This is a genomic window from Chryseobacterium sp. PvR013, from assembly GCF_017833095.1.
Taxonomy (GTDB): domain Bacteria; phylum Bacteroidota; class Bacteroidia; order Flavobacteriales; family Weeksellaceae; genus Chryseobacterium; species Chryseobacterium culicis_A.
The window spans coordinates 222246-245710 of sequence record NZ_JAFIBT010000001.1 but is presented as its reverse complement, the minus strand read 5'-3'; the positions used below and the strand labels follow the sequence as shown (position 1 = coordinate 245710).

The 23465-nt window shown below is 34.7% G+C and carries 17 protein-coding genes and 1 pseudogene; all 18 read right to left on the bottom strand.

The window, feature by feature from the left end; all coding sequences use genetic code 11:
- Positions 1-16: 16 nt before the first annotated feature.
- Positions 17-1048 carry a PDDEXK nuclease domain-containing protein gene (locus tag JOE44_RS01095; protein ID WP_209783959.1) on the bottom strand — a complete coding sequence of 344 codons (1032 nt, stop codon included), beginning with the start codon at positions 1046-1048 and terminating at the stop codon, positions 17-19.
- A gap of 200 nt (positions 1049-1248) precedes the next feature.
- A complete protein-coding gene (locus tag JOE44_RS01090) occupies positions 1249-2220 on the bottom strand; it encodes a WG repeat-containing protein (protein ID WP_245169673.1) in 972 nt (323 codons plus the stop codon).
- A gap of 51 nt (positions 2221-2271) precedes the next feature.
- Positions 2272-3699, bottom strand: a complete 1428-nt coding sequence (gene purB / locus JOE44_RS01085; RefSeq protein WP_076597264.1) for an adenylosuccinate lyase — start codon at positions 3697-3699, stop codon at positions 2272-2274.
- A gap of 226 nt (positions 3700-3925) precedes the next feature.
- Entirely contained in the window at positions 3926-4066 is a 141-nt protein-coding gene (locus JOE44_RS01080; protein ID WP_153816321.1) for a hypothetical protein, read from the bottom strand.
- Between the two features lie 1058 nt (positions 4067-5124).
- Positions 5125-5487, bottom strand: coding sequence for a hypothetical protein (locus tag JOE44_RS01075; protein ID WP_209783957.1), 363 nt, complete (start codon positions 5485-5487; stop codon positions 5125-5127).
- Between the two features lie 236 nt (positions 5488-5723).
- Positions 5724-6131, bottom strand: coding sequence for a hypothetical protein (locus tag JOE44_RS01070; protein WP_209783956.1), 408 nt, complete (start codon positions 6129-6131; stop codon positions 5724-5726).
- Positions 6132-6828: 697 nt separating this feature from the next.
- Positions 6829-7308, bottom strand: a pseudogene (locus JOE44_RS25070) (RHS repeat-associated core domain-containing protein); the annotation flags it as partial.
- A gap of 122 nt (positions 7309-7430) precedes the next feature.
- Complete coding sequence (locus JOE44_RS01060) at positions 7431-7847, bottom strand: hypothetical protein (RefSeq protein WP_209783955.1); 417 nt, start codon at positions 7845-7847, stop codon at positions 7431-7433.
- Positions 7848-8098: 251 nt separating this feature from the next.
- Positions 8099-8896, bottom strand: coding sequence for an RHS repeat-associated core domain-containing protein (locus JOE44_RS25330; RefSeq protein ID WP_348635066.1), 798 nt, complete (start codon positions 8894-8896; stop codon positions 8099-8101).
- Positions 8897-9073: 177 nt separating this feature from the next.
- Positions 9074-9472, bottom strand: a complete 399-nt coding sequence (locus JOE44_RS01050) for a hypothetical protein (protein ID WP_209783954.1) — start codon at positions 9470-9472, stop codon at positions 9074-9076.
- The gene (locus tag JOE44_RS25325) at positions 9472-10416 is read right to left on the bottom strand and encodes an RHS repeat-associated core domain-containing protein (protein ID WP_348635065.1); all 945 of its coding nucleotides are present in this window, start codon (positions 10414-10416) and stop codon (positions 9472-9474) included. Before JOE44_RS25325 ends, JOE44_RS01050 begins: the two co-directional genes overlap by 1 nt.
- A 192-nt stretch (positions 10417-10608) precedes the next feature.
- The gene (locus tag JOE44_RS01040; protein ID WP_209783953.1) at positions 10609-11265 is read right to left on the bottom strand and encodes a hypothetical protein; all 657 of its coding nucleotides are present in this window, start codon (positions 11263-11265) and stop codon (positions 10609-10611) included.
- Complete coding sequence (locus tag JOE44_RS01035; protein WP_245169672.1) at positions 11259-14759, bottom strand: DUF6443 domain-containing protein; 3501 nt, start codon at positions 14757-14759, stop codon at positions 11259-11261. The genes JOE44_RS01040 and JOE44_RS01035 overlap by 7 nt, the downstream gene beginning before the upstream one ends.
- A gap of 5 nt (positions 14760-14764) precedes the next feature.
- On the bottom strand, positions 14765-18130 hold the full coding sequence (locus tag JOE44_RS01030) for a hypothetical protein (RefSeq protein ID WP_209783952.1): 3366 nt from the start codon (positions 18128-18130) through the stop codon (positions 14765-14767).
- A 2-nt stretch (positions 18131-18132) separates the two neighbouring features.
- On the bottom strand, positions 18133-19773 hold the full coding sequence (locus JOE44_RS01025; protein WP_209783951.1) for a T9SS type A sorting domain-containing protein: 1641 nt from the start codon (positions 19771-19773) through the stop codon (positions 18133-18135).
- Between the two features lie 263 nt (positions 19774-20036).
- Positions 20037-20447: a hypothetical protein gene (locus JOE44_RS01020; RefSeq protein ID WP_209783950.1), complete on the bottom strand. Its 411-nt coding sequence runs from the start codon at positions 20445-20447 to the stop codon at positions 20037-20039.
- A 122-nt stretch (positions 20448-20569) separates the two neighbouring features.
- Positions 20570-20968, bottom strand: coding sequence for a hypothetical protein (locus tag JOE44_RS01015; RefSeq protein ID WP_209783949.1), 399 nt, complete (start codon positions 20966-20968; stop codon positions 20570-20572).
- Between the two features lie 91 nt (positions 20969-21059).
- Positions 21060-23387 (bottom strand): beta-glucosidase BglX, encoded by a 2328-nt coding sequence (bglX, locus tag JOE44_RS01010; RefSeq protein WP_209783948.1) that lies wholly within the window; start codon positions 23385-23387, stop codon positions 21060-21062.
- Positions 23388-23465: the final 78 nt, after the last annotated feature.

Genomic DNA, 23465 nt, shown 5'->3' with positions numbered 1-23465 from the left:
ATTTTTAATATTAGATTTATTTTTTATTTTCAAATTTATTTCTTGCTATCTCTATTGAACGATGCAATTTTTCAAGCAAAACTTTTTCAGAAGGTAAGATAAGTAAATATTCTGCTACTTTTATATTATCTCCTTCCAGATTCATGAGTTCTATATGTTCGGAATTTTTCCCGGAACAAAGGATTAAACCAATGGGCGGGTTTTCACCTTCTACTTTTTCATATTTATTAAGATATGAGAGATAAAGCTCCATTTGCCCTTTATGGCTTGCTTCAAATTCACCTAATTTCAGTTCGATAACGACTAAAGATTTTAGTTTCCTATGATAGAAAAGTAAATCCAGGTAATAATCTCTGTTATCTATTGTGATTCTTTTTTGTCTTGAAAGAAAGGCAAAATCACTTCCTAATTCAGAAATGAACTTTTGTAGTTCCACAATAATGGCTTCTTCTAAATCTTTTTCAGAAAAGGTATCTTTCAATTCTAAAAAATCAAGAAAATAGGGATCTTTAAAAACTAAGTCAGGGTTTAAAATATTATTTTCAGACCAGTTTTTCAGTTCTTTATCTATTATTTCTTCGGGCTTTTTGCTTATTGCTGTTCGTTCAAAAAGCAGAGAATTGATTTTTTCTCTCAAGACTCTGACACTCCAATTTTCAATTTTACAAACTTCAAGATAAAAGTTTCTTTTAGTATCTTGAGAAATAGGAATAAGGAGTAGAAAATGAGTCCACGATAATTGTCGCATCGCTGATGCGACAATATTAAAATCACTGAAAACAGACGCAAACTGCATCATTTTCCGGATATTTTTTTCAGAAAATGAATTTCCAAATTCTAACGTAAGTTGCTGAGAGATTTGTACAATAACTTCTTTGCCATACTCTGCTCTCTTATTATCTAAAACATCTTCATTTATTCTTTTTCCTATTTCCCAGTACAAAACCACCATTGCCGAGTTTACCTGAGCTGCAACCTGACTTCTTGTCTTGTCTACCAGCTCCTTAAGATCGGTCATTAATTGTTGATGATTTTGATTCTGTAACATTATTAAAAATTAGATGTCAGATTTTTAATATTAGATTTATTTTTCTTTTTACTTTTTCTAAGCTAAAGTTTTTTTCTTTAAACCCATCTATATTGGAAATTTTTGAGAGAAATATTTCCCTCTAACCATTATTCTGTACAAATTTAAAGGAATAAGTCGTATTTTCTTCAAATTTGACCTATGGAATTTCCAAATTTATTTTATTTGTTTATAAACTTATTAGGATTGTCCTTATGTTCTTTCTGAAAGTTCTCTGCATTTTTTATTTCTTCTTTCAACCAGTTTTCAAAAGGAATTTTCTTTTCATTAAAATCCTCAATCGCATAAAATGTTTTTCCATCTTCTGAAACCAGGAATTTGAAACGGTACAGCATATCCAAATCCTTTTTCTTCCAATTATAAGTATTCACCTGATAATAGGGAAAGTTTTCTTTTGGCCTTTCTACAATTTCAAAAAACAGATTCTTTTCTTTTTCAGACAGTTTATTGTAAAAATTTACATAATAAAGATTTGAAAGCTTTTTCTTCTGTTTTTCAAAGAACTGAAGGACATTCTTCTCTTTTTCATTGTATTGAAAAGGATTCGGGTAGTATTTCCCGTCTATTTCAACATCCTGCTCTGTTGGTTTCGCCAATGGCTGAATGGTTTGCCCTTTGACGTTCATCACACCCCATTTTCCACCTACGATGGATCTGTGCTCGTCATTTGTTTTTTCCCAGTCACAGCCGTCACAAAAGGTGGCGTATCCGTAATTAAAAGGAAATGCAAAGTCATGCTCAGCTCTAATAACAGTATTCCCGTTTCGGTCTGCAAATCCTACTTTACCATTTTTAACCAATCTTCTTAGTCCTTCAGAGAAATAATCTGCTCCATTGTCATAAAGGAATGGCTGATACAGAAATTTCCCTTTTCTGTCGTACACATATCCCCATGCATTTTTTTCTGACTTTTCACCTTCTTTACTGCCATCAAAAAGAATGGTTTCTCCTTCTACAGGATCTCCATCTTTTAGGAATGAAAAGATTTTGAACTGTGCCGGAACAATTATTTTTCCGGCCTTATCTTTTACTCCAACTAAAGAATCTTTGGATTTAAAATAATGTAAATCCCCTTTAGTCTGAGAAAAAGAAATGATTGGTGTTAACAGAATGGTTAATAGTAGTTTTTTCATATTATTTGGAGTGGGAAATAAAATATGCAGCCCAAAAGACTGCATATTGTTTTATACTTTAAGATCAGCTTCCAATCCTATTAAGTCTTTGTTTTGGTCTATAATCGGCTGCACTTCATTTTTGATGAATTCCTCCGTCTGGATCGGCGCGAAACCAATAAAGTTTTTAGGATCTAAAACTTCTTTCAGTTTTGATTTGTCTAGTTTTAAAGAATCATCGTTTAAGATTCTTTCGATAAGATCATTCTCTTTTCCTTCTTCTTTCACTTTCTTGGAAGCTTCCATCGAGTGAACTCTGATCACTTCGTGAATCTCCTGGCGGTCACCACCAGCTTTCACTTCTTCCATGATGATATATTCAGTCGCCATGAAAGGAAGCTCTTCCATAATGTGTTTGTTGATTCTGTTTGGATAAACAACGATTCCGTTCATGATGTTGTTCCAGATCAATAGAATAGCATCAACCGCTAAAAATGCCTGTGGAATTGTCAATCTCTTGTTTGCAGAGTCATCCAATGTTCTTTCAAACCACTGTGTAGAAGCTACCATTGCAGAACTTGTTGTCAGAGACATTACATATTTTGCCAACGCCCCGATTCTTTCGCTTCTCATTGGGTTACGTTTGTATGCCATTGCAGAGGAACCGATCTGGTTTTTCTCGAATGGTTCTTCAATTTCCTTAAGGTTTTGAAGTAAACGTAAATCGTTTGTGAACTTGTGCGCAGATTGTGCAATATTTCCTAATAAAGCAACTACTTTCGCATCAATTTTTCTATCGTAAGTCTGTCCGGAAACTCCGAAAACTTTTTCGAAACCGAATCTTTTTGAAAGTTCTTTATCTAAGTGTTTTACTTTAGAATAATCACCGTTGAAAAGTTCAAGGAAACTTGCAGCAGTTCCTGTAGTTCCTTTTACTCCTCTGAAACGAAGAGTTTCAAGGAAGAAATCTAGTTCTTCGATGTCAAGAACCAAACTCTGTAACCAAAGTGTCGCTCTTTTCCCAACTGTTGTCAACTGAGCCGGCTGAAAGTGTGTGAATCCTAAAGTAGGAAGATCTTTATACTGAATCGCAAAATCCGAAAGATTCTTCATCACGTTCACCAACTTTTTCTTTAGGATTAAAAGTCCGTCACGGATCTGAATTAAATCGGTATTGTCTCCTACAAAAGCTGAAGTTGCTCCAAGGTGGATAATTCCTTTTGCTGAAGGCGCCACATCACCATAGGCGTGAACGTGAGCCATTACATCATGACGGAATTTTTTTTCGTACTCTGCTGCTTTTACGTAATCGATATTTTCAGCATTAGCTTTCAATTCTGCAATCTGCTCATCTGTGATATCAAGACCAAGGTCTTTTTCGATCTCAGCAAGAGCTATCCAAAGCTTTCTCCAATTCTGGAATTTGTTATTGTGCGAGAAGTTAAATAACATTTCTTCACTGGAGTAGCGTTCTTCCAATGGATTTTTGTAGGAATTCATTCGTTCTTTTACTTTTTAGATGTACAAAAATACGGTTTTTCGGTGAGAGATAAAAATCTTGCTTTTATGATTTTTCAACCATATCCTGAATCAAATAAAGAGTTTTCATTTATACTTTTACCTTGAAGCAAAAGTATACAAAAGTTCAAGACGGGAATCATCCGCTAAAAATAGGCTGCCTCATTTCTGAAGCAGCCTGTTCTTTACATTATTGTCATCAATCAGATTAATCAATAAGTCCGCATGGTGATCCCACAGAAATACATTTTTTTACAAATGAACACCAGAAATATCCTGGCAGACACATTGGGATACCTCCCTGAACTGTTTTTAATTCTCTTTTTGAAAGTTTTCTTAGGTTTTTCATAATACTAATTTTTTGATTTTTTTCCTACTCTATATGCTTTTCGGATTACGCTTTAATTTGGTAACACCAATATACATTTTTTTCAGTTATAAAAATATAACTTATTCATTTCATACTACTTATATCATCCCATAACCTTCTACCCTCTTCACCAAACCCCTCTACCCCCTTAGGTAAGGGGGTATACCCTGTTAAACAAGTGGGTAAAGGGAGTTCATTAAGGGACTAAAGCCTCTTTGACAAGGGTATAGAGACCGTTAACCAAGGGGTTGTAGACCGTTGAGAAAGGGGTTATAGCCCCTTATTGAAGTGGGTATAGAGGGTTATGGAAGTGGCTGGAGGGACTTCTGAAGTAGGTAGATACGGTTAGAAAGTGGTAATTGGTATTTTATACAAAGTGAGAGACTTTTATTATGGATATAAGTGTAGACCATTATACAACGCCAACTACTTTATTTTCCTTTTAAAATATCCAATAAAAAAATAAAGCACAATTGAAAATAACAGTACAATTCCTACTGTGAAATAAGTTTGAAGGGGAATTTTGTGACTGCTCGCTAATGCCATAAATAAAAAAAAGACAAAAATTAAAAAAGAAATAATACAAATGGCTTGCAATATGTTGAGTATGATTTTCATTTATTGATATTAATCTAGTATATTTTTTATCCAAAAAGAATAAGGTTGCTGGGACAATATCAGTACCACAACAAAAAAAATAATTTTAAAAGATAAATTCTCTTTCCTATAAATAAAAATAATATAATACATATAGGAAAGCAATATTGGTATTAAGTATACCATAATCATCATATTAATTATTGCATCATTACTGTTTCCCATTTTATAAACATTAATAAATCTATCTAGTTTAAAAACATTGTAATATACTATTAGAAAATATATAAGATTTATGCTGAAAACGATTAATGTATGAAACAAAAATCTAGCTATCAGTTTTAGAATAAGGTGAATGTTGAGTGGTATCATGATTTATGTTATAGTGAGACTGAAAAGTATACTCAAGAATTATACAATTTTAAAAATAAAAATGAATATTAATATATTATGTTTATTTTTAAGTTTTTATTGTACATATCATAAATTACTTTAGTATTGTTTTTTTTATAAACAGTAAAGTAAGTAACGTCTTTATTCTTCACTATAGAATCTCCTATTTTAATTAATGAAATTATTTTTAAATCTTCCAAATAAATTTTATTACCATCTGATGATCTGACAATATTAAAATGAGTCATAAGGTCATATGAGTTTGAAATAACCTGTCCATTAGATTGCTGATTAAAATATTTATATTTAGATAGTTTGGGATCAAATATTTTTTTTATAATTTTCCCACAAAGCACAATTCCGAAGAATAATAAAATAATTTTGTTAATATTTCTTTTTAAAAATCCCATACAGATATTTTAGTACGTTTATAAAAGACTCCTTATGGAATACAAGTCCCGCTCATTTCCATATCTCAATCTTATATATTTCCATGTTCAACACTCAATTATAGATTGAACCAAATTGATTTGTATCCAAAGCTTAAAAGTAATAAAACTTATATTATAAACAACCCTTGCATTCTTGCAAGGGTTGTTATTTATTTCGTTACTGACACGAACAAAACGCTAGTGCTAGCGGACAATCACTTTTTATATCCTAGCATATTAATTATATATGACCAAGGCAATAAAAAAACTATTAATATTATCCCTATAAAATATATTCTCCCATAATTTGGGACCTTAACACGATATATAAAAATATCTTTATCTTTATCATATATCACTTTTATTTTACTATTTTTAGGATATTTTATACAATTCCCATAGTCTAATTTTACGTTATATTTCTTGCTTCCTTCATTTATTATAACGCCTGAAGAAAGTTTTGTGTAAGCTCTACAGCTTTGACTTATTACAATTTTTTCAACTTGAGTCCCTTTTTCAAGACTATGTTGATATTCATATAATGAATAGACTGAATATAAAAAAAACATCATTAATAAGACAATACAAAAAAATTGGTTTTTTGAATAAATTTTATTTTTCATTTGTTTTTTTTTCTTCTGTTAATTCCCCTATAAATAGTTTACCTGCTTTTTTTGTCTTAGAGTCTTCTTTAAGAAAAAGTTCATTAGTTAGGGAATTTGCTCCAAATTTTTTATAAGAATCATTAACAATTTTAACACCCGCCCAAGCTTCATTATATTTATTTAAATCTTTTTCCGCGTCTTGAAGTTTGTTTGTCCATTTTCTAATCGTTTTATTTCTTCTAAGGTTTGTGAGTTTATCTTTAATTCTAGCTACTTTGTTCGCACTAATATTCATTTTTCTGAATAATTTTTGTTCAAGCTTATCAATATATTTTATAGGTATAACCTTTTCTAAACTAGCTGATAATAACCCTCCTGTTAGTGACTTCCAGAAATCGTACTCTTTTCCATCTTCAGTATTTAAATAATCAGCAGCAGTGTTGCCAATAGTATTAACCAAAATATCAATTCCATTATTAATTAATTTTTGAAATATTGGTTTTCCGACACCACTCGTTACAACATTTTTTAGAGAATCGATTCCACCAGTTGCAAAGCCAGTCGCCCCAGAAATAGCCATTGACCATCCATTTATATTATTAGTCATTGCGTGGCGTAGATTATAATTAGATTCTCCAAAAAAATAATTATACCCAACTTGACCTGCATAATCAGCCAATAATCCTATTATAGCCCCTGCAGGTCCAGGGAATTCTCCATCATTGTCAACAAAACCTATAGGATCATTAAATGTAAAGACATAAGGGGAATACTCCGGTAGATAATCAGAAGCTGGATCTAATACCCCCCATCTACCTAGGTCCGGCATGTACATTCTCGCTCCATAATCATACATACCCGTCTCCTGTAACTCTTTGCCATTGTATTTATATTTATATGCTAAATTTCCTGTAAATACATTATATCCCTCATGCTTTAATCCAAACGGATAATAATTACTTTCTTCAATGATCTCTGTTCCAGCTCCATTTTTAGCATAGCTTAATCTGGTATTTCCAAGGTGGTCTGTATAATTATACACATACTTTCCAGTCTCGTAATTAAAATACCCTCCTGCCGTAGGGAAGAATTTTAATACTGAATTAGTATATTGGAAGCCATCAAGATAATCGGTTGTTTCTGTTCCGAAAACCTTTCTTACTTTCACTCCGTCTGCTCTGTAAATATAATCTGTTACTTTGTAGTTTGGGGCATGTCCAAAAACAGTGGTTTTGTTTTATTTGTGGACACGAGCCAAATGCTCGCGCCAACTTATCAAATAAGTACATTCAGCATTATTTTCTTCTTTTATTTTTTTTAAATTGGATTTAATATTTTTGTTTCAAAAAATTTCTTTTCACGGGTATTTTCCTCATCATCATTCTTATTTATTTCTATATAATCCTTGTTTTTATCTATATTTTTATAAATTCCAATAAATGCAAAATCCGTTTTAGTGGAATCAACCGCCTCTCTTGTCCAAGTACAATAAATTTTACTATTTGCGTAAAAAGAAATAAAATTCCAATGTGAATTTTTTCCGTCTCTAATATTATATTTATTTGGAACTATAAACTCCGGATGTTCTTTCTTAAATTGATCAATATCATTTAAAAAAGAAGACTCTTTTTTATTTATAGTGTAAACTTCTGCATAAGGATAACTACCAGCACTAAAGTAACTACAAGAATATAAGCAAAAAGTAATAAATATTAAAATAATTGTTTTTTTCATAAGTCATTTATTGAAGTCCTTCAATGCATCTTTTTATACCTAGCTAGCGAGAGTCTCACTCGCGTTACTATCTTAATCATTAAGTTACATATATCGATTCTCAGAATTCAATTATAGATTAAGTTTCTGCTGAATGAAACAAAGTTGCTTTTATTCAAAGTTTAAAAATAGTAGAACTTATATTATAAAACAAACCCTTGCACAAATACAAGGGTTGTTATTTATCCTACCTTGAAAACCAGAGGGTAAGTTTATTTAATAAGCTCAAAGTCTGGAGACTTTGCGCAGCGAGGGTTTTTGGCACTTTTTAAACTGCTTCCACCACCAACTAAAATTGTTGCTACATCTGCTCCTGTTGCAATATTTTCAGCGGTCTCTTCACTTGCACCTAAAGCCAATGAACCTTCTTCAACTCCCTGATGCAAAAAGGTTTCTTCGTCTTCTCCTGTCCATAACTGTTGCGCTCCTGTTGTTACATTATCAATTCCATTCATTAATACAAACCAGCCAGCTACAGCACCAACCCCTGTTTCTGCCGTAAGAATACCTCCAGCTCCTCCGACAATAGCCTCAACTGTTCCTCCAATCATTTGTAAACCTCCTAAAGCTCTAGTCCCTACATTCCAAGAAGAAGATCCTTGTAATTTAACTTCATCAATTTGCATTTCTTTTTCAGCAGTTTTCGTTTTAGAATCATAAACATATACATTCTTCGGATCATCAATGTATGGTTTAAATTCCGATGTATTAGGACAGGTTGGACAAGTTGCCAATTCTCCAATCATTCCTGTCGGGTCAATAAACATAATCGGATTATTATAAGTATAGGTATAATTTGACCATCGTCTTGACTTCTCCGCCAACGGATCAACAACACCCCACCTTCCAATGTCCGGCATATACATGCTTGCTCCATAATCATACATTCCTGTTTCCTGAAGCTCTTTCCCATTGTACTTATAACTATAATATCCTCCAAAATTAGAAGTACTAAGCATTCCTTCAATATGGTTTAAACCAAATGGATAATAGTTGTTGGTGTCTGTAATCTCAAGAGCGCCTTCGCTGTTTTTTGCAAAGCTTACTCTGGCATTGCCAAGGTGATCTCTGTACTGGTAAATATAATGGTTTTGCAGGATAAAAGAATAAAAACCACTGCAATTGCAGTGGTTTTGTTTTTATTTGTGGGCATTAGCCACACGCTCGCGCTAACGGGGATACTCGAACTAAGGGGTTATTTTATTACTTTCTAAATTCGTTTTTACATATAACCAAGAAGGAAAACGTTGATCAAAAATATTAGGTTTTTCAAACAAAAAAGTATGTCCTTCTAATTTTCCTATGATATGTTGATTAGAAAAACTGAACTGTATGTTTAAAACATCCTTATTTCCTTCCAAAATTTCCCAAGAACCCTCAATACCGGGCTTTTCAATATCGGTAGACTTCAAATAGAAAATATTATCTGCTTTTAAAATAAGGTAACGATAATCATCATTTGAAAATTCTGTAGGAACCTTATCCCCTTTATACACACCTATTACATCCTTTTTTGATGTTTTATTACAAGCAAAAAAAGAAAAAAATATTACAAAAAAAAATATAAATTTTATCACTATTTTCATTATTGATTATCTCTTATTTCTGTTAATATATATCTACTAGGTGCTCCATTTTGTGCCTTTTTATTCTGATTATAGGGAATATTACCATCTGCTCCATCTGAAAAATAATATGTACCATCTTTTGCCTGAGATAATCTAAACTTATTTAAATTAATATCGGTTCCAACATCTTCTCCAATTTGTTCTTTATGTCCTTCACCAGCATAATTATCATAATAAGAAAAATAAGCGCCTTGCTTGTCCGTTCCCATACCTACAATTGTAACATAATGATTTGTTGCCTCATTTGCATTTCCAGTATCCTTATTTGCATCATACATTACCCCAACCATTACAGCTTTTCCTTCTTTGAGATTTTCAACTATTGTATTTACTCCTTTTTGCAAATCTAATTTAGATGTATCTCCTTCATTTTTAACATACATATCTGTTCTATTTTTTGAACCAACAGCTGTATAATCACCATTTGATCCTTGCAACACCTGCAATCTACTATAATCAGCACATTCTCCAGTTTTAAAAGAGCTTTGCCTAGTAAATCCACTACTAAAACTAAAACTTGTTTCAGTGTTAGGAATTGTTTTAGACATATATGGAATCCATCTTCTACCTGACAAAACATTTGTAACACTTGTAATTCCAGATAATTTAGGCCTTGGTCCAGGGTTAACTGGAGCCCTTCCATCTGGGTCAATAAACCTTACAGGATTATCAAACGCGTAATTATAAGGACTATACCTCGTCATTTTCTCCGCCAACGGATCTACGACTCCCCATCTCCCAATATCCGGCATATAGAATCTCGCTCCATAATCATACATCCCTGTTTCCTGAAGTTCTTTACCGTTGTACTTATAACTATAATACCCTCCAAAATTAGAAGTACTAAGCATTCCTTCAATATGGTTTAAGCCAAATGGATAGTAGTTGTTGGTGTCTGTAATCTCAAGAGCGCCTTCGCTGTTTTTTGCAAAGCTTACTCTGGCATTGCCAAGGTGATCTCTGTATTGGTAAATATAGCGGTTTTGCAGGATAAAAGAACAAAAACCACCGCAATTGCAGTGGTTTTGTTTTTATTTGGCCAGCTCAAAGTCGGGAGACTTTGCGCAGCAGGGAGCAATGCCTGCAAGGGAACTTTAATTATTAACAAACATACTTACAGATGAAAAAGTTGTTTCTTTTTTATTTTCACTTTCGGAAAAAAATGTTGCAACTCCTGCAATTGATTTTTCTTTTTTTTCCCCAGGAATAAAACATATGTAATAACCATTTTCGGTTTTACAATCAATCCTTTTATTTTCAATAGTATTATTATTTTTCGTCATATAATTAAATTCCACTCTGGTTTTTTCATCTTTATACTTTGGAAAATAAAATTTAAATTCATATCCATTATTCTTATAAATAACATCATAATATTGACTAAATCGATTTATCAATTTACCTCCTTCATAAAATTTAATCTGATTTTCTTTTTCAATATTTACTGACAAAAACTCAATCTCATACAAAAAATCATTAGTTTTATCCTTAACTTTCCACCATCCGATTTTTTCATTATTTCTAACATTCTTATAGCCTTGCAAAGTATATTGATTACTCTCACCACTAATTAGAATTATTGAATCATTTTCTTTTTTACTACTAATTGCATAATTATCTTCATTAGTAATATCCTGAATATTGACTTGTTTACTAAACTTTTTATCATTTTTTTTACATGAAAAAAATAAAAAGATAATTAAAAGCAAAAAAAAATTTTTCGCTGTTCTTTTATTATTTTTTACTACCATTTTTTGCCAAGGAAATTTATTCTATTATAATAGTTTTTTAACTTTTGATCATTAACATTTTTAACAGCATTATTAAACATAATACTATCATTAGTTTTCGTTTGAGTAGGAACTTTTTTTATTGTATCTCTTGAGTAAGAAAATGGAGAATCTGAGATTTGCTCCACTAAAGCAGTACTATCATTACTCTTGAAATTAAAAGGATTTCCAATTCCTTGCATATCAATACTAAATTGATAAAGTCCATCTTCTCCTTTAGGAGTTCTAGATCTATTAAACCCATTCAATATATACTCAAACATATTGTTTGTTTCAAGCTTGTCTCCAGGTAAAACCTTATTCATAGTATTGGGATCCGTTTCATTAGCCCCACCTGTAAAAATCTGAAATGTCTCTTGAGTCCATGTTGTCCAGGAACCTCCTAAAGACATTGGTAATGCATCTACAATTGCATTCATGGAAGATAGATCATCTGCACCAAGCTTTGTGATTGAACCTCCTTCATTTAGCTGTGCATAAGCAGATTCGGCACCTCCGTCTACACTTACATTGGCAAATACTGTCCCGTTCTCCGCAAAACCATCTACACCCTTTATTTTTTGAGCCTGTTCTACTGTCGTTACATTAGCATTATATTGCCATTTTCCATCTTTTCTGATCCAGTCTGATTCTGATCTTCCATCAGGGTCAATAAAACGTATCGGATTATTGATAGCATAGTTATAAGGTGTAAACCTTCTGTTTTTCTCCGCTAGCGGATCTATAACTCCCCATCTTCCAATATCAGCCATATACATTCTCGCTCCATAATCATACATCCCCGTTTCCTGCAACTCCTTTCCGTTGTACTTGTAACTATAATATCCTCCAAAATTAGAAGTACTAAGCATTCCTTCAATATGGTTTAAGCCAAATGGATAGTAGTTGTTGGTATCGGTTATTTCAAGAGCGCCTTCGCTGTTTTTGGCAAAGCTTACTCTGGCATTGCCAAGGTGATCTCTGTACTGGTAAATATAGCGGTTTTCTGTGAAACTGTAAAACCCTTCAGCGGTAGGCACAAAATCAAGCTTCCATTCCGGTGTTATAACAATACCGGAAAGGGTATTGATATTTTTATAGGCCTGTTCTTCAAAAGCTGTTTCCGTTCGGCATGTAAGGCAGATTCCCTCACCTTCACGATAGGTATACTGGAAGCCATCCAGATAATCGGTCATCGTAATATTCGTCAGCCCACGTGGCGGAGCACTGGAATAGGTTTTGCGAAGTTTTACCCCATCTGCACGATACAGATAATCCAGATTACTATTTGAAGTCTGTCCATTTCCTAACAAATCTGGTTGAGTAATTAAAAAACTCTTGGGTAGATTAAGGTAATTGTAAACGATGCTTTGAATTCCTTTATCCTTCATATTAATCATATTCCCGTTCAGGTCATAATCAATGGTATTATTTCCTCCTTCATAGCCTGTATCATTTAATGAGCTTTCAATAATCTGGTTCAGGCGGTTTCCTGTATATTTATAGGCAAGATCATCTACCAGCGTAGAGGTTGCCCCAAAAACAGGAATCGCATTTCTTTTTAAGAATGTAATATTTCCGTTGACATCATAGGTCAAGCGTTCATCAAAATTCTTGTTGTGCGGATTGGTTGTCTCCGGTTCTGCATATTCGGCATCAGTTAATCTATTCAGTTTATCGTAGGTATAATTGTACCTTTTCAGAATATCCTGTGAAGAATTTTTCCAATCTATTTCTGCAATATTTCCATTGTATTTCCCTGTAGAAACTGTAGAATACACAGGATTATTGTATTTTACCTCATACCCAAAAAGTTTCCCATTCAGATTCGCAGGATTATTGATCCTGGTCATCCAGCCTCGGATATTGTATTGATAATCTATGGTTTGTAATGGGGATGCAGCAGCTGTTCCTCCCACTTTCTTGGATTCCAGCTGAGAAATTTCATTATACTTATTCTGAGCCAGATATTCAACAGGATTACTGCCTACCTGATGGGTATGGGTAAGAAGCCTGTTCTGAGGATCATAGGTGAATTTTTCTACAATAGCCTTTTCAGGATCCGAACCCAATCTTCTATGGTAGGTATTACTCTGAAGGACAACTCCTGTAAAGTCAAGTTTATTGTTGACTACCGTATAACCACCCAAATGGTTATTGCTTCTCGAACCGATATTTCTTCCTTTGGTATCATACCAGATAAAGTTACGCGTCCATTGATCATCTTCTATATTTTTGATATAGGAAGCAGTAAGAAGTCCCTTGGTCGTTCTTTCCTGAGCCGGATTGTCCGTAAGAAGAGGCTGGGCAAATATATTGGTAACCGCTGAAGATCCTGGTGGATAGGTATCATAATAATTAACTGTTAAAACCTGGCTAACATTGGAAGGAGTGGAAAGCTTCGTATAGTATACCGCCATACCGTTTAAGGTAAATCCCACCGCAGCCGTTCTGGTTTCATATAAAACGGTATTGACATTGGCACTGTTTTGTATTGAAGCCCTGCTGGCTGTATTATTTGTGATTCCGGTGTACAAGGTTCTTCCAAACTGATCATATTTGGTAAAGAGCCATTGCCCTTTTCCTTTAAGAACTGTATCCTGGGTCAGAATAAGCTGATCTGCTTTATTGTACACCATATATTCCCAGCCTTTTCCGGGTAGTTTCTTTTCTACCAAACGATTTTTGCTGTCATATTTATACTGGTAGCATAAATCGTTAAGCACCGTATTGGGATCTGATACTATAGCCGCTTTGGGAGGGATGACAAAAGCCAACTGGTTATAGTCATTATAAACATAATAGGTATCGGCATTTTCTGTAGCACTGATGACTTTTCTGACCAGCAAAACTTGTCCCTGAGCATTTTTAAATTCAATAGTTAGGTTGCCGTCTTCATCGGTAACTGTATTTTTATACAACTCTCCTGTTCCATAGGAGCCTGGTGCGAGTAATTTGGATTCAAAATTGGTATAGTTAAAAGTAGCTGTATATTTTTTAACGTCTCCAGTGACATTAACCTGATATCCAAATTGTACTGGTTTGTTAGCCCACGCATTTCCCACCTGTTTTTGTCCTAAAACACGGTTTAACGGAGAGCTTTCCAGAATTTTCTCTGAATAGATTTTCTCCGTACTATATGGGGTACTGCTTACATTCGCTAAGGGATTGGCAACAATGCCGCCACTGAGCGTTCCTCCCTGAGGCACGGGCAGATAGTCCAGAACCTGTCTCCCGAAACCATCATATACAATAGGGGTTACAACATCTTTTCCTAATGGAGAGGCTTTGACATTGACAATTTGTTTGGGTCTTCCCAATCCGTCAAAATACTGAACAGTTTCTGAGCTTTTAACATTCGCAAGCGTTGGATCTGATAAATACGTCTTGGAATACACATAATTTTCGGTACTGGTAAGCTGCGCCTGGGCAGTTCCCATTACGAGTATTCCTATGGGGATTAATATTTTTTTCATCGGTTTTAGTTTTTATAGTTGTATTTCATCTCCTTCAACACTTTTCCGTCTGCATTCATCACTTTTTCAAGTCGGCCTGCTGAATCATAGATATAGTTTTCTCTGATTCCTGAAGAAGGAGTAATGCTTCTTACGCCAATCAATGGATCGTAGGTATACGTGGTCACCTGATAAGCAGATAATGAAGCGTTCATTCTGAAGGTATTCAATGCAGATAGAAATGCAGTTTCATCATTATTGGGAGCTGCTGAAGCATCGGTATTGGAAGCCGCAACAATAGCATCAATTAAGGACTGCTGGATATCTGTTAATTTCGCGCCTTCTATTTTAGCAATAGGCTTAGTTTGATTGTACCCCCAGACAATTACTGTTGAGATCCCATTTTTTGCAGTATATTGTTGTAAATTTCCTTTGGAATCATATTGATCGTAAGTAACCTCTGTAGAAGGATTATTCTGAAAATCATATGACAATACTGAGGTCGGAAGCAAGTTCGATGGATGATCATATTTTGTTTCCGTTTTTGAAAGGCTTTGGGTGGCAACTCCAATAGTTTGAGTGGTTTCCGTTTCTAAAGGAATTCCTATCATATTAGCATTGATCAGCTTTTGGTTGTTTTTTTCATAGGCATAGCTGTAGTTAGTTTCCTTGATAATTCCATCGGGTAAAGAGGTTTTCTCTTTCGTTACCTGATAATGATTGGGGCTTAAGCTTTTGTACTGAGTTTTGGTTACCAGATTGGTACCGTCCAGTATTTCAGTTCTGGTATTGGTAAATTCTTTGGGTAGTTCTTCAAAATTATTAAACTCATAATAAAAGAACTGAAAACCTAAATAAGATGATGAAAATAAAAAGCCCAGATTATACTTTAAATAGGTAAAATCCTGAGGTTTCAATACCCTGTCGTAGTCGATTCCATAGATTCTTTTAGGCTTTTTTTGTTCTTCAACACCTGTAGGGAAATTGGAGCTATATTGATATTTCTCCTCTGTGAATACATTAGATATTGTTCCAACCTCTTTGCTATTCAGCGGATGTTCATAGCAAGGTACTGTTGCAGACGCAAGATGCGCTTCCCCCATAGGTTTGATAAATAAACATGATCCTAAAAAGGCTCCCAGCCTGTTATTATTCTGGAAATAATGAGAGACTTTTATTTGTTCATTCGTCTGGAAATTAGTCTGAATTTCATCAGCTCTTACATACTGTATAGCAGTACTGCTATTGTTTTGCATCGGAAATCTACTTTGAGAAGCTACGAATATTTTGTTTTTACCGTATTGTAAAAAGTCCATCTCAAAATTGGAAATTCCTGATTCAATTCCGGCATCACTTTTATAAGCATATTCCTTTACCAATGAAAGTGTATTGGCCGAAGAATAGTTTTCAATTTTTTTAATTCTTAATCCTCCAAACGGAACTTCAAACCCTGCATCTGTTTTTTTTGTCAATATATTATCCAATTCTTTCCAACGTAAACTCACTGTAGCTTCATCCTGATTATAATTGAAATACTGCATTCCCGGCAGACTGCTTTGAGTCCCTGAATATACTTCTACCTTTAATGTATTATTAGCAGGAGTAAGTTTATTGATAGGGATTTGTGCCATTTTAGATAGATTACGTAACAGTAATCTCGGAACAATCACTTCATTGTTTCCATTGAGTACAGAATAGTAAATAGCACAGCTCCCACGTTCCGGTAAATTACCATCTTCATAAATACATTTAGTAGTTTGTCCATCTATTTGCAAATTAACATTTTGGAAACCGGTAAGATCCGATATATTAATTGCAATAGGAGATGTATAGGTTTTGTTGAGTTGCTGTGAAGTATTTTCATTGGTGGAGAAATGTTTATATTGTATTTTGTAAGGGGTGATATTATGAAATTCATTCCCTCTTCCTGCTGAATTGATGTTATCAATTCCTCTATTATTTTCAAAAATAAATTTAGTTTTTCCACCGGTAGGATATACTATTTCCTCCAATATACCTGCTTTGGTCGATTCCTGATCCACATCCCTTTTATTTTGTTCTTCCAATACAAGATCAATACTTGGCGTTAGTCCCTGATTATTCATCTGACCATTGTAATACCCCCACCAGTCACGGGCATAAGAGAATCTGTGAGGAAGTAACTGACTATTATATTGTAACTGATAACTGTAAGGCTTAATTGTATTGGCGTCAAAAATTACTTTATTTAAACGTAATCTTTTGGCGATATTATCATTAGGTTCATATCTGTTGCAGGAATATACAGGAGAAGGAACAGTGCTCGTCATATAATCATACTGAAGCTCTATTTTATTGATCACCCTGTTGTTGTTTTTAACTTCAATATTATCAAGTTTTCTTCCATAGGTAGCATAATCCAGTCTTTCACTTTTATTAAAGATGACTTCCCCAAAGTCACCATAAATTCTTTTGATAAAAGTATTGGTTCCTTTTGTTTTTCCATAATTGGTAGTGACCTCGTTCCTAGAATTATTCCCCCCTTCGGAAACAACCGTCTTGGTTTGATTGACCAGATCACAGTCATCATAATTAATGGGATCATATTCAAAATTTAATACCCTATTGGTTGGGCTTATAATTTTAGAAAGTATCCATGTATTATTATAGCTGTTTGTTCCTCCTGTTGGTGGAGTACCAATGAAACCGTCTCCAATAGAATAAGTATGGGAAAAATAAATTGTACTTCCTTTTTCATATACATATTGATACCCTAACGGGTTTGTGACAATCCAGCTTCCGGTAGTCTGATTATATTTTATTTTATAGTCTGATTCAGGGAATTGAACAATCTGACCAATCGGGTTTTCTGTGCTTCTTTCCTGGTTTACCATAAAAGAAATACTTTTTCCATCAGGAAGCGTGAGCCTGTAATCATCAGATTCAAGATCTAATATGCCCTGCTGATGTTTAATGCAAATTTCATCACATATTGTTTGTTGATCCGGTGTTTGAGCATTTCGTATGGCGTATACATTTTTAACAGTATACTGCTGCTCATAAAAGAAACCATAAGAAAGATCATCAGGGACTTGTCTTACATTTCTGGCTAAAGTGGAAATAGGTAGATTCCAGCCCAATCCAACCCATGTTGATCTTTCTCCCACAGTGATTCCACTGCTGTTGTAGGAAAGGCTAAGGTTGAAGTCAATATCTCCTTCTTTTATGGTATATATGGGAATTGAGATATTAGGTACCCCTGTATTTAATGAAACTGGAGTTTCAAAATTCTTAAATAAAGCATTGACTTCAGGGGTTTGTGGAACAATTCCCTGAACATAATCTTTATCCTGTGCCCAATAATAATGGCTTGCAATGCAAAGAGCCAATAATACTATTTTATTCTTCTTCATGGTTATTTTTTAATCAGTTTAGCATTCGCCATTTTATTGGTATCCGTTTTTATCGTCACCAGATAGGCTCCCTGAATTAAAGCCTGGGTATTGATCTTCGTTACTCTGTTCTTGGTTTTTATGCTCTGAAGCTGTCTTCCGCTCATATCGTACAACAAAATATCAGCTTCTTTAAAATCAAAGCCAATTTCTACATAAGCATAGTCTGAAACAGGATTTGGATAGATTTTGATATCATATTTTTCAATGAGCTGATCGACTTGTTTATCGCCCAGTTTTACAATCTTCCAATTTTCTTTCCCCAGTTCTTCTGCACTGGTTCCGGCCAAAATAATAGAGCCATCTCGGTTCAGTTTTAAGTCGGAAAGCCTTTCTTCTTTTTGTCTGGATTCTCCTTTCACGTGTTTTCTCCACTGTTCATTTCCGTTCTGATCCAGATAGAGCATCCAGAAGGTTTCATCATCGGTCTGTATTCTTCCTTCAGCCTGAGTATAGCCTCCCAGCAATATTCCTTTTGTAGAGTCTTGATTCTTGGTTCTTGTATCTTGGCTCTGAATCACACTCATTCCCATCAGAATATCCCGGTTCTTGAAATTGTAGGATTTCTGCCATTGTTCTTCGCCTCTTTCATTTAAAGCAATTAGCCAAAGGTCTGTTCCCTCTTCAATACCTACCGTTTTATTTCCTGATCTCTCCGATCTGGATTCTCCACCAATGATGAAACCTGTTGAAGTTAAAGCCAAAGTTCTGATATGATCATCTCCTTTTCCTCCAAAGTTCTTTTCCCATTCTACTTTTCCGTTTTTGTCTAACTTGACAATCCAGTAATCGCCTTCACCGAAGTTGTCGCTTTGTTTTGAGGTTGCAGATAGTAGGTTATGGGTTGCAGTTCTGTCAGACGGAATATTGGTATTAGTCGTTGATTGCTGATTATTTGTTTTAACAGATGTGCTTCTTGAATAAATTCCAAGCAATGCGCCGCCGTCTTTCGTGGGAATCATCTTTTCGACTTCATCTAAACCTTTTCCACCTAAGATTAATTGGGAAAGTTCTTTTCCGTTTTTATCCAATTTTGTGATCCAGACATCTTTGGAGCCGTAGCCTTTTGATGAGCCCTGTACATTCCCGGCTACAAAGAATCCTAGGTCTGTAGTTTGAATGACTGCTCTGGCTTCTTCATCGGAAGTGCTTCCTAAGGTTTTCTGCCATAATTCATCGCCAAATTCATTGATTCTGATTAACCAGATATCGGAGCCTCCTTTGGAATCTTCTTTTTTATCGAGCCCTTTTCCTGAATAGGATGTTCCGGCCAAGAGAAATCCGCCATCCTGAGTAGTAACGGTTGCGGATAAATAATCATGGTTGGATCCCGAAAAATATTTCTCCCAGACTTCCTGTCCCTGCTGGTTGAGTTTTACCAGATGGAAATCATAACCGTTGTTTTGCTTACTTCCAGCCTCCAGCTTCCCGCTTCCTGACTGTATAGAACTTCCGGTGATCAGATACTGCTGATCGATCGTGGTGATGACCTGGCTTAGAAAATCCTGGGTAGAGGATTTGATGTCTTTCTGCCACACCACTTCCTGAGCAGATACGCCCAGGATTGTGCATAGAGTGAATGCACCGAGATAAAGTTTTTTCATTCCCGTGTTGTCGTTTTTTGAGTTAGTAATTAGTTTCTTAAAACTTCGCAAATTTAACATTTTTTAAGGTAGAAAGTCACTTTTATGTGGTACCGTTAATCATGTTATTTATCATTTATTCTAGTATATTTTCATTCTACGATATGGCAAAAATATCTACCCACAACGACAAAACTTGTCGTATTAAAATCCAATTGAATTCATTGATTTTATACCACAAAAAAACCACTCTTCCGAGTGGCTTCGTATTTTTTAATTTAATCTTACTGATAAATTACTTCATCATTCTTCTTGATTTGGTAGCTTTTTTTATATGGAGTTAAAACATAGCTGTCTTTAATATGAGAACCGCTTTTCCAGACCTTTCCTTTTCCCTCTTTATTCAGGATAATGCTTTTTGCAGCTCCATCCGGAATAAAAACTTCAGCTTTTTTCATGTCTTTTGAGAAAATTATTGCTGTCATTGAAGTATAGCTTTTATCCGAATTTACTTCTTTGAGTTTTATTTTCTGCCTGAAAGTTTGTATACAGTCATTTTTTAACTGTGAATAGGTATATCCCGCGGAACCAATACAACCATGAACATCTCTGTCACCTCCCAGAACAGGAGTACTTTTTTGCGCAAAAACAAATGAACCAAGGAACATGGCACTGAGTAAAATTATTTTTTTCATATATAAAATTTTTGTTTTCTGATGGATTAAAAATATCCCAAAAATGTGATATTAATTAATTTCTCCCTAAGGTACAAAAAAAACCACTCTTGCGAGCGGTTTTTCTTTTTTGAAATCTGATCTTACTGATAGATCACGATATTATCTTTTTTAAGCTGATAACCGTTCTTTTTGTAAGGAACCAATACATAACCATCCTTTTTCCATGCTTTGGCTTTACCTCCTGCTCTGGTAAGGATAATACTTCTTTCACCGGCATCTTTTACAAAAACCTCAGCTTTTTTCATGTCTTTACTGAAAATAACTGCAGCTATTGAAGTATAGCTTTCTTTCGGAGCTACTTCTGTTAACTTAATCTTCTGTTCAAAAGTTCTTACACAGTCTTTCTTAATTTGAGAGTAAGTATACCCCGCAGAACCAATACATCCGTGCGCATCTTTGTCACCACCTTTTATTACTCCTTTCTGTGCAAATGCTAAAGAACCAAGGAACATTGTGCTTAATAAAATTGTTTTTTTCATGTCAATTTGTATATAATAATTACACGAGGTATTATTAAAAATCATGCCAAAAAAGACATAATACACAATTCTGTGAGCAACTTTTCTTCTATTACTTGGTCCAGTTAATTTTTGAATGCTGAACCTGATCAGAGCTTGTTCCGATCATGATATCAAATTCACCTGATTCCCAGTCGTATTTCAAATCTCCGTTATAGAATTTAAGCGTTTCAGGAGTGATATCGAAAGTAACTTTTTTGGATTCTCCTTTTTTCAAAAATATTTTTTGGAAACCTTTCAATTCTTTTACCGGTCTTGTAATAGTTCCCACCATATCTCTGATATACAACTGAACAACCTCAGCTCCGTCATAGTTACCGGTATTGGTTACCGTAACAGATGCCTGAACGGTTTGATTTCCTTTTGGATTCGCACTGGAAACTGCCATATCAGAGTAATTGAATTTCGTATAACTCAATCCATATCCGAAGGCATACAATGGAGTATTACATTCGTCCATATAGTTTGAACGGAATCTTTGGTATTCACATTTATCCGTCAATTCCTGACTTAATGGGCGACCTGTATTTTTAGCATTATAATAGATTGGCACTTGTCCCAGGCTTCTTGGGAAAGTCATTGGAAGTTTCCCGGACGGATTTACTTTTCCAAATAAAACGTCTGCAATTGCATTTCCTGCTTCAGATCCTGCAAACCATGCGTTCAAAATAGAATCAGGAGTATCTTTTACATTGGTTAAAGCTAATGGGCGACCTGTAAAAAGAACCATGGCAATTGGTTTTCCGGTTTTCTTTAGTTCATTTAATAAGTCAACCTGAGACTGAGGGATGGTAATTTCAGTTCTAGAAGATGATTCACCACTCATTTCTGCAGATTCTCCTATGGCGAGAACAATAACATCTGCTTTGTTGGCAACATCCACAGCTTCTTTTAACAATTCTTCTTTCGAACGGTTGTCTCTGTCTGTTTTTTTACCGTGAGCAGCATAGATGTCTTCTAATTTAGCATCATAATCAATATTGGCACCTTTAGCAGAAAGGAATTTCACCTCTTTACCATAGTTTGCCTGAAGCCCCTGCATCAGGTTTACAGCTTTATCATGTTTTGCAGCAACACTCCACGTTCCGGCCATATTGAGTGAATTGTTTACCAATGGTCCAATGACCGCAACCGTTCCTGATTTTTTCAAAGGAAGTACCTGATTTTCATTTTTCATTAACACCATAGACTGAGCAGCAACATTTCTTGCAACATTTCTGTTTTCCATGTTGTAAACTTCTTTTGCCGCCAGTTTTGCATCCCCATATTTGTATGGATCTGTAAATAATCCCAGGTCATATTTTGCTTCAAGAACTCTTTTGGCTGCCAGATCAATTTCAGCTTGTGTTACTTTTCCTTCAGATAAAGATTTTTTTAATGTTGTTAAAAAACCTTCTCCTACCATATCCATATCAACACCTGCTTTCAGAGCCAGTGCAGAAACCTGCTGAAGATCTCCCATACCGTGATCAACCATTTCATTGATCCCTGTGTAATCCGTTACCACAAAGCCTTTAAACTTCCACTGATTTCTTAAAACTTCGGTTTGAAGCCATCTGCTTCCCGTTGCAGGAACGCCGTCCACTTCATTGAAAGAAGCCATCACAGAAGCTACTCCTGCATCAACAGCTGCTTTATAAGGCGGGAAATATTCATTGAACATTCTCACGTGGCTCATATCAACCGTATTGTAATCTCTTCCCGATTCTCCTGCTCCATATAATGCAAAATGCTTCACACAAGCCAGAATGGTGTTTCCAACAGATAAATCTTTACCCTGATAACCATACACCATATTTTTTGCAATTTCACTTCCTAAATACGGATCTTCACCGGAACCTTCGGAAACTCTTCCCCATCTTGGTTCGCGGGAAATGTCTACCATGGGAGAGAATGTCCAGTTGATTCCATCAGAAGATGCTTCTTTTGCTGCTACTCTTGCTGACTGCTGAATCAGATTCATATCCCATGAAGCGGCTAAACCTAATGGAATCGGGAATGTGGTTTCATAACCGTGAATTACATCCATCCCAAAAATCAAAGGAATTTTCAAACGGCTGTTTTCTACTGCTACTTTTTGAACGGCTCTGATTTTTTCCGCTCCTTTTATATTGAATAATCCTCCTACTAAACCCTGTTCAACTTTTTTACCGATATCTGAACTTTTAGCCAGACCTGTGGTAAAGTCACCTGAACTTGGTAAGTTAAGCTGGCCGATCTTTTCATCCAAAGTCATTTTAGATAAAAGATTATCTACAAAAGCTTTCTTTTTAGCCTGATATTGAGCTGTCTGATAAGACTGAACGGGCTTCGTTACCATTTCCTGTGCAGAAAATACAGGAGCTAATGCTAAAGTGGCAATTACAATTAACTTTTTCATAAATCTATCTTCTTAAATTATTGTTTTTATATTTTTAGTTTTAATTCGATGGGTTTATCTTTCAATCATAGTGTGTCA